This is a genomic window from Rhizobium sp. CF142 (assembly GCF_000281145.1).
Lineage (GTDB): Bacteria > Pseudomonadota > Alphaproteobacteria > Rhizobiales > Rhizobiaceae > Rhizobium.
Genome location: NZ_AJWE01000044.1, coordinates 1 through 9,225, shown reverse-complemented (window position 1 = coordinate 9,225; position 9,225 = coordinate 1). Strand labels below are relative to the sequence as shown.

7 protein-coding genes are annotated in these 9,225 nt (G+C 60.4%); 1 reads left to right on the top strand and 6 read right to left on the bottom strand.

Features of this window, described 5'->3' with window-relative positions:
- Window positions 1–437 precede the first annotated feature (437 nt).
- Genes PMI11_RS12045 through PMI11_RS12025 form a run of 5 tightly spaced genes read right to left on the bottom strand, consistent with a single transcriptional unit; the run spans window position 438 to window position 4,395 of the window.
- The gene (locus PMI11_RS12045; RefSeq protein ID WP_007817154.1) at window positions 438–1,814 is read right to left on the bottom strand and encodes an aldehyde dehydrogenase family protein; all 1,377 of its coding nucleotides are present in this window, start codon (window positions 1,812–1,814) and stop codon (window positions 438–440) included.
- Between the two features lie 17 nt (window positions 1,815–1,831).
- On the bottom strand, window positions 1,832–2,134 hold the full coding sequence (locus PMI11_RS12040) for a putative quinol monooxygenase (RefSeq protein ID WP_007817151.1): 303 nt from the start codon (window positions 2,132–2,134) through the stop codon (window positions 1,832–1,834).
- A gap of 28 nt (window positions 2,135–2,162) precedes the next feature.
- A complete protein-coding gene (locus tag PMI11_RS12035; RefSeq protein WP_007817150.1) occupies window positions 2,163–2,846 on the bottom strand; it encodes a type 1 glutamine amidotransferase domain-containing protein in 684 nt (227 codons plus the stop codon).
- A gap of 49 nt (window positions 2,847–2,895) precedes the next feature.
- Entirely contained in the window at window positions 2,896–3,951 is a 1,056-nt protein-coding gene (locus PMI11_RS12030) for an NAD(P)-dependent alcohol dehydrogenase (RefSeq protein ID WP_007817147.1), read from the bottom strand.
- A 12-nt stretch (window positions 3,952–3,963) separates the two neighbouring features.
- Window positions 3,964–4,395, bottom strand: a complete 432-nt coding sequence (locus PMI11_RS12025) for a GlcG/HbpS family heme-binding protein (protein ID WP_007817145.1) — start codon at window positions 4,393–4,395, stop codon at window positions 3,964–3,966.
- Between the two features lie 315 nt (window positions 4,396–4,710).
- On the opposite strand from PMI11_RS12025, the gene PMI11_RS12020 reads away from it, so the two are divergent.
- The gene (locus PMI11_RS12020) at window positions 4,711–7,545 is read left to right on the top strand and encodes an ATP-binding protein (protein ID WP_007817143.1); all 2,835 of its coding nucleotides are present in this window, start codon (window positions 4,711–4,713) and stop codon (window positions 7,543–7,545) included.
- 22 nt (window positions 7,546–7,567) lie between these two features.
- Here PMI11_RS12020 and PMI11_RS12015 read toward each other — a convergent pair whose 3' ends face one another.
- Window positions 7,568–8,899: an MFS transporter gene (locus PMI11_RS12015; RefSeq protein WP_007817141.1), complete on the bottom strand. Its 1,332-nt coding sequence runs from the start codon at window positions 8,897–8,899 to the stop codon at window positions 7,568–7,570.
- Window positions 8,900–9,225 lie beyond the last annotated feature (326 nt).

Here is a 9,225-nt window from a genome sequence, read left to right as displayed (position 1 = left end):
CACACGCCATGGGATGGGGGCGCGCTGTCGCTGACGGCGCTGCCCCCAGACCTGTTTTTTGGGGGTGGGGCGTCGGGTTTTCAATCCGTGAGGTTGCGGGAAGGGGCGGGCGTCAACGTCAGAGTCCTATCGTCCTTGTAGCGAGCACAGGCACAACGGAAGTTTGAAGCGGGCGTCGGCACCCAAAATGAACCCGCCGGCAGCTGGCCGCTTACGGGCGCAAGAGGACTTTTGCGTTGTCGAAGCATGGCTGCTTTGCGCCCGCATTGCCGTCGTTCCGCAGGTTCGACGCTGATCTCGAAAACACGCCGTTTTATTCAGTCGGAATATGCAGGAATCGGAGGTCTGCGATGGGGACTTTGCTGCCATTGCTGACACAAACTCGACCTCGTCTTGCCAAACCAACGACGAGCGATGTACGCGGCAAGATGTCCCAATCACTGTTTGAAGACGATCATTTTCTCCGCCGTCATCTCGCGGGCGGTGTAAGGAATGCCTCCGACCCCATAGCCGGATGTCTTCCGGCCGGCGAAAGGCATCCAATCGGTACGGAAGGCGCTGTGGTCATTGACCATGACTGCCGAGGCGTCGAGACGCTCGGCTGCGTCGAGCGCGACGGCGAGATCGCGCGTGAAGATACTGCTTTGAAATGCGACCGGCAGCGAATTTGCCTCGCGGATGGCACTGTCGAGATCGGCAAAAGTGAATATGCAGGTCACCGGGCCGAACACCTCCTCGTGCGACACTTTCGATTTTCTCGACGGATCGACGAGAATCGCCGGCGCCAGCGTCGTGTCGCTGAGGCGTCCACCTCCGATCAGGCGGGCGCCTCCCGATGCGGCTTCCTCGATCCAGCTGGCGACCCGCGTGGCTTCAGCCGGTTCAATCAGGGGGCCGACCTCGGTTTCGGCAAGCCGGGGGTCACCGACATGCAGTCGCCCGACGCGCTCGGCGAACCGTTCAACGAAGACGTCCTTGAGTGATTCATGGACGTAGATCCGCTGGACCGAGACGCAGACTTGACCCGCATGATAGTAGCCGCCCTTCGCGAGCGGTTCGATGATCGCGTCGATATCTGCAGTTCGGTCGATGATCACCGGTGCCATGCCGCCATGCTCGAGCGCGCAGCGCGTTCCCGGCGCCAAATTGGCGCGCAGACGCCAGCCGACCGCGCTTGAGCCGATGAAGCTTAGGAAGGCCACGCGCGGATCGCTCGCAAGAGCGCTCGACAGGTCGCGGCTCTCGGGGATTAGGCTCTGAACCCAGCCTTCCGGCATGCCGGCTTCATGGACGAGCTTTACGAATTCCAAACAGCAAAGCGGTGTCGCCGCCGCGGGCTTGACGATGATCGGGCAGCCCGTGGCGATCGCCGGCGCGACCTGATGCACGATGAGGTTTAGGGGATGGTTGAACGCCGAAATCGCGGCAATCACGCCGATTGGTTCCAGGATTGTCCAGGCGCGCCGCCCCTCGCTGGCTGGGGTCTGCCCCATCGGTATTTCGGTGCCGCCGCGGGTGCGAAGCAGGTCGGCGGCGTTGCGTATCCCGTCGATGGCGCGGTCGGTTTCAACCAGCGCATCGGTGTAAGGCTTGCCCCCTTCGCGTGCGATGCGCATCGCGAACGTCTTGCGTTGCTGCACGACCAAATCCGCAAGCCGGTGCAGCACAGCCATACGTTGGTGCGGCTTCAGCCAGCCGCTCCGATCTTCAAAGCGCTCGCGAGCGATGGTCAGCTTGCGTTCGAGCGCCGCAGCATCGTCCGTTGGCAAATCGGCGATATGTTCGCGATCATAGGCTTGCACGACTTCAAGCATGAGACCCTCCGGACTGGTTACTCTTCAAGCGCGACAGGTTCGAGAATGAGTGCCGAGCGATCCGCCAACGCGGGAACCTTGGCGAGATAGGCCTGGTAGTGCGGCGTTCGGCGGTGCGCTTCGGTCGCCTCGGCGTCACGATAAAGCTCGTCGAGCACGTAGCACTCGGGCATTTCAGTATCTCGCCAGACATCCCAGCGCAGATTGCCCGGTTCAGCCCGACAATGCGGCGCCATATCGAGCAGCAACCCGCGCAGTTCTTCGGCTTTGCCAGGATGAGCCGTCAGGCTGGCCGTGATTTTCACCAATGACTGTGACATGGTGGTTCTCCCGTTTAACGTTGCCGCTTCAGGCCGGAGCGGCAACGTCCCGCAGGGCCGCCAGCAGTTTCTTCCCAAGTTCACCTGCCGAGGCGGGATTCTGGCCAGTGATCAGGCGCCCGTCGACCACGACATGCGGCTGCCAGTTGGCAACCGACGAGTATTCCGCGCCCTCGGCTCTCAGCGCATCCTCAAGTTCGTAGGGCACGTCCTCGCGCGCATAGTCATATTCTTCCTTCTTCGAGAAGGATGTGAGCTTTTTGCCGTGTACGAATGGCGTGCCATCCCCGATGTCGACGCCAAGCAGTGCGCATGGCCCGTGGCAGACGGCGGTTACGAGCTTACCGCTCGTCCAGGCGCGCACGATTGCTCGCTGGACCTCCGCATTGCGCTGAATGTCGACCATGGGCCCGAGACCGCCGGGCACGAGAATGGCATCGTAGTCTGCGGCATCTACCTCGGACAGTTTACGGCTACGATTCAGCCGGCGAAAGGCCTTGCTCTCGAAGAACGCCTTCTGGGCAGGGTCATTGCCGTCATATGCGTCGTAGGGCGTCCATCCGCCGGCAGGCGAGGCGAACTCCACCGCGATGCCGGCGGCGTCGAGCACGTCGAAAGGATGGGCGACCTCTGCAAAGAAGAAGCCGGTCTTTCGACTGTGCGGACCGATCACAGCCGCGTTGGTGACGATGAACAGGACATGCTGGGTCATGATTGTCTCCTAAACATGTAGTTCGACACTATTCTCTCGTTCAATCCCGTCAGAAGGTGACGACTGCACGCCCGATGATTTTATTATCCCGCAAGAGGTCGATGTATTCATTGATATCGTTGAACGAGATCGTCTTGATCGTGTGCTGGATCTTGCCTTCTGCAGCGAGTGCCATGACCTCAATGAGATCGGCGTTGTTTCCCCAGAACGAGCCGTGAAAAGTCTGCTCGCCGTGGACGCGCGGGAACAGAGGAACGTTGATCCGGTCGCCGATGAAGCCGACATCGGCGTAGTGCCCGCCGATCGCGAGACGCGAGAAGGCGAGCTGCATCATCTCGGTCGCACCGGCGCAGTCGATGATCGCGTCGAACTTGTCCTGGCTGGTCGCCTTTTTAAGCTCCTTTCCGACCTCCTCGGAGGACTTGCCTTCGATCGCGATGATGTGGTCGGCGCCATATTTCTTCGCGACCTGGAGTTTCTCCTCGTTTCTGGCGACAGCGACGACGGGACCGCCTGCGCCGAGCAGCTTGGCATATTGGACGGCGTAGGCGCCAAGGCCGCCAATGCCGAATACACCGATCACCCGGTCCGGGCCGAGCCCGCCGGCATCGCGGATCTTCTTGAGCCCGCGGTATGGTGTCAGCCCGGCGTCGGTCAGTGGTGCGAGCTGCTCGAACTTGAGGTGTTTGGCGACCTTGATCGCATAGCGGGCCGGCACCGGAATATATTCGGCAAAGCCACCATAGGTACCAAAGCCCGGCCAGCGGACATTGGGGCAGATATGCGTGTTGCCGACCTGGCAATGCTTGCAAACGCCATCACCCCAGCCGGGTGACACGACGACATGGTCACCTTCCTCTAGGCCCGCGGCCTTTGCCACGACGCCGCCGACCTTCTCGACCGTGCCCGTTATCTCGTGACCAGGAATGACGGGCGGCGGGATATCGCCATAGCCCTGGAAGAAGCCATCGATCAGCAGCACGTCCGAGCGGCACATGCCGCAGGCGGCGACTTTCACGAGAACCTCGTCGGGCTGAATGTCCGGAACCTTGATGTCCTCGAGGACGAGGGGCTTCTTGTATTCAAGAATGCGCGCAGCTCTCATCACTGGCCTCCTTCAGGCTTTTGGATTTGTTGCCATCACGGCGGCCGCCGCCTCGGCGACCGCAATGTCCTGTTCGACCGAACCGGCGCTGGTGCCGACGGCACCGACGATCTGGTTGTCGATGATAACGGGCAGACCTCCGCCAAAGATCACGACGTGGCCGGCATTGCTCTGCTCAATCCCGAACAGCGGCGCTCCAGGCTGTGCCAGTTCAGCGAGATATTCCGTCGTCTTGTTGAACATCCGCGCGGTCTTCGCCTTGCCGATGGCGAGATCGATGCTTCCTTCGAGAGCGCCATCCTGACGCGCGAACGCGATCAACGCGCCGCCGACGTCGACCACAGCGATGTTGTAGGGAATGCCGAGATTGGCCGCCTTTGCTTCTGCCGCGTCGAGCATCCGCTTGGCGTCCGACAATGTCAGTGTGCTTAGCGCGCGGGGCATAGCGGGCTCCTCGATCACTCCGGGTCCAGGGCGCGAGCAACCATGGCCAACAATGACCACCCGAAGCTCGAACCTGCTGAATAAGGCAAACCTGTGCGAGCGCTTGGGATCTCGATCACCCGGTCAGCCCGCTACCTTGATATCACTGCGGCACCGGCATGGCTGGTTAAAAGATGTGAATCTGCTGGTATAAGGCTATCGGGACAGGACCAACCCTGAAATCCATTCGATGGCCGCCGTCGTCCAGCCGCGCATCTGCGAGGCACAGCGCTCTCAAAGTGCAGCCGCGAAAGGGGGGAAATGGAAGAGGCAGATATGATCGATGCCACGACATATTGCTTCGGCAACTGCCGTTTCACGCCAGCTCGCCAGTCGCTGCTCTGCGGCGATATCCCGATACGTCTTGGATCGCGCGCAATGGATCTGCTTCATGCGCTCGTACGCCAGCCTGGGCAGGTCGTCAACAAAAGCGAACTTTTTGAAGCGGCGTGGCCCAATCTGTTCGTCGACGAAAGCAATCTCAAGGTCAACATCGCCGCTCTGCGCCGTGCGCTGGAGACAAGCGGCATCGAAGTTCCCTGCATAGCAACCGTCCCGGGCCGGGGGTATCGCTTCGTTGCACCGCTGACGGTGCTGGGTCCACGGGAGGCAACGCTTCCCGCGTCGATCAAGGAGATTGACGGGGCGCTGCCGCCGTCAAAGCCGCTGGTCGGGCGCGCTGATGCGTTGGCGGCGATTGTCGAGGCGTTGCAGCAGACCCGATTGCTCACGGTGGTCGGACCTGCCGGCGTCGGCAAGACAAGCATCGCTATCGCAGCCGCAAGAGCGATCGCCAACGGCGAGGACCAAGCCGTGTGCTTCGTTGACCTGGCCGCGATCGAGAAAGGACAGTTCGTCGCCCTGGCCGTCGGGCGTGCGCTCCGCATCGAAAGCAACCCGATCGACGAGGTGGAAGGTCTCGTCGACGCGCTGCGAGGCAAGAACCAGCTTCTCGTTCTTGACAATTGCGAGCACGTCTTGGCGGCCGTAGCCGGCATAACAGATCAACTGAACCATGCATTGCACGGATTGAATATCATCGCGACAAGCCGCGAGCCGTTAAGATGCAGGTTCGAAACTGTCCATCGGCTTCCGCCGCTTCAGTGTCCGCCCGCAGATGCGGTTCTCGATGCCGGGTCGGCAATGGCCTTTTCGGCGATCGAGTTGCTGGTTCGGCGCGCGGAGGCACACGGCTATCGATTGGAGGATGCGGATGTCCCGGCGCTCGCGAGTTTGGGCCGGCGTCTCGACGGTATTGCGCTGGCGATCGAACTGGCGGCTCCGCAACTCAAGGAATCCGGTCCCGCGGGGCTGCTGCAAATGCTTGAACGTGACTTCGAAGCGCTGGCATCACGCGGAGATGGCATGTCCCGACACAAGACGCTGACGGCGACGCTCAGCTGGAGTTACCGGCTGCTTTCGGAGAGCGAGGCGCGGCTGCTCCGTCATCTTTCAGTTTTCGGCGGCACCTTTGCGCTCGATGATGCCATCGACGCCTTCGGATATCTGGCGGATGAGCAGGATGTCGCCGCATGGCTGGAAGCCCTCGCGGCCAAATCCATGGTGTCGGTCAACTACACGGGGAGGCGTCGCCGATACCGGTTGCTCGACAGTACACGAGCTTTCGCCAACGAGCGGCTGGTTGCGCAGGGCGAGCAACAGGCCGCGATGATCGCGTATGGCCGCTTCATTCTCGCGTTATTCGAAAGAGCAGAGGAGGAATGGACGTGGCGACCGCGCGAAGACTGGATGGCGCTCTATGGCGGCTGGAGCGCGGACCTCCGTCGCATGATCGATTGGGCCTATTGCGTGGAAGGACAGGCCGAACTTGCGGTGCGGCTGACCGTTGCTGCTTTGCCGTTCTGGGTAGAATTCTCGACGATGGCGGAAAGCGGGTCACGCGTCGAAAAGGCGCTGTCGGCTCTCAACAACCTATCTGGTGATCACCTCCTGCTGCGCATGAAGCTGGTCGCCGCGCATGGCTGGAATCTCTGTTATCGCTATCCTTTCGGTGACGAACTCGAAGCAACTTGGAAGAGGGGTTTCGAGCTAGCTTTAGAGGCTGGAAGCGTGGAACACTGTCTTCGCACCAAGATCGGCCTGGCAAATGTGCAGTCCGCTATGGGCTTTCATCAAAGAGCGCTCGAGACGATCGGCGACCTTCGCCGCTTCATGGCGTCCGTAGATGATTATTCTGCGGCTCCCAACGCCGATCGGCAGTTGTTTACGTGCGAATTCTATCTTGGGAACATCAAATCAGGGCACGCGGGACTTGAGCGTCTGGCGCGCGAGCACGCGACTTTCGGCAATCGTGGTCAGACCTCGAGGTTCCAGATCGACAGGTTCGTCAATTTCCGAAATCATCTTTCGTTGTCCACTTGGGCGGTGGGCCAGCATCGGCGTGCGCTCGAGGTTGCCGAGGAAGCACTAAATGCCGCGCTGACCCTGGACCACGACCTGTCTTGCGCGCATTCGCTCGCACTCGCTGCCACGCCAATAGCCCTGTTATGCGGACGGGTCGATTTGGCGCAGGAGCGAGCGACGATGCTGATCGAGCGCCTGAAGACCCGCCAGATCGATACTTGGCCGCCGTTTGCCCGCTTTCATCAGGCAGCGATCGATGCCGCACGTGGAGAGCGGGAGGCGGTCGAGCGTTTGAGGAACGCAGTCGGCGTCATTCGTGAGTGCAATTTCCTTGTGCATTTACCCCTGCGGTATGTGATGCTCGCTCATGCGGCACTTTCGCACGATCAGGTCGAGGTTGCTCGCCAGAGCATCGATGAGGGCGTGAACTATTGTCGAGAGCGCGGAGACCATTGGTGCGACGCCGAATTTCTGCATCTTCGCGGATTGGTATGCTGGCGGGAGGGAGATACAGACGGAGCGGCGCGGCGACTTCAGGAGGCGATAGAACTGGGTCGCGACAGTGGCGCTCTCGGTTTTGCACTGCGCGCCGCAACGAGCCGCGTCAAGCTTGCGAACGAGATCGGCAACCCCGCACGGCCCCTGACAGAGCTGAAGGAGATCAGCGATCGCTGCGACAGCAGCGGCAGCACGGATATTGCCGCCGCGCAGGATGCGCTGATGTCAGGTCATGCTCAAATGACGTGAACCGTCCGGCCAATGGAAATGTTCAACTTTCTGCCGCTGACGCCACCGATACCGTCGAAGCCGATCGTACGATCAAGAGCAAAGCTGGCACCACGGAAACAATCCCGACGACCACAATTGCAAATTGGAGCGAGTTGCCTGCACCAGGCATTAGCCCGGCGATGCCCGGCACGAGGGTTGGCCCCGCAGCTATTCCCATGATTGCTGAAACTGTGATCGACAACGCGACCGTCGTTGCCCGCATGTTGCTTGGGACGCGCTCCTGCATGGTGACACGGCCGATAACAGAACCACTTACCGAACCAGCGACCCATATCGCAAATGCGATACCCATTTGAAGGCTTGAAGAACTAAGGCCAATCAGGATGGCGCCACACAGCGCAACCAGATAACTTCCCAGGATAAGCCTTGCGCGTGTCGAGATACCGCAACGCAACGCGCTCCGATCAACCAGCATCCCGCCGCCGATCGAACCGATAATGCCAGCCAGCGCGGTAGCAATACCAACGGTGGCGCCCGCCGCGATGGGCGTCGCAGTATAATGCCGCATGAGTAAAGTCGGGAGCCATGCCGCCATACCGAAGTCAGCCAAGCTCATCGCCCCTTTTGCAAAGCAAAGGCGCAGCACCAGACCTCGCCCTGCCATTAGATTGTGCAGCAACAGATTCAAGGCAGGTAGGGTCAGCCTTTGACCGCGAGCCGGTTCCCGAATGAGCAACAACAAGGGCACAAAGAAGAAGCCGGGTACTCCCATGACGATCATCAGCTGGCGCCAGGGCGCCAGCGAAGCAATAATCGGCAGGTCGGCTGCTGTGCTTGTCCCGAGATAGCCAAGCATCGCGCCACCCACGATCAATGCGATGCCGCTCCCGCTTGTCGAGCCAAGCGAAAATATTCCGAGGGCGGCACCTCGGCGCGCTGCTGGGAAGCCGTCGATGATGAGCGAGGAAGCCGCCGGTATAAGGGCCGCTTCACCCAATCCCAGGAACAGCCGCGCGACGAAAAAACTCCAGAAACCTGCAGAAATTCCGCAAGCTATCGTGGCGAAGGACCAGACAACCACGCCCGCGGCGATCAACCTCGGTCGGTTCAGCCTGTCTGCCAGCCTTCCGGCCGGGAGGGCCGCCAACGCAAATATCAAGCCAAAACCAGCACCCTGAAGCAAACTGATTTCTACATCACTAAGCCCCAGCTCAGAGCGTATGGGGTCAACGACCAGGTTGATCACGAAGCGATCAATGAACGACAATATCAGGGTCAGGCATAAAACAGCGACCGTGTAGCTACCCAGCGTAGGATGGGATTCTCCTCGGTTTGGTACCGATCGGTCGAGATCGTTCAGCCCATTCCCCATCACCTCATCCGCCCCTCGTTTCAACGATGGTTGCCGCAAAATCAACCTACCAGAACTGTGGCCACGGATAAAATATTTATGAGTTTTGATAGTATGGTTATCACCCGTAACCGAACGGCGGCTTTTCGCGTCGGCAACCGAGAGGCGGACATTCTCTTGACGGCCCCAAAGCGGACAAGCGCCTCGCTCAAGATCAGCGCATCCTTCAATATCGCATGCCTCCTACCGCTTGCAAAATAGGATCGGTCGAGTTAATCTTCATCCGCTTGCAAATTGCAAGCGGTGAGGGAGGGTTATACTCGGATCGCGCGACGCCCGCCTCGATG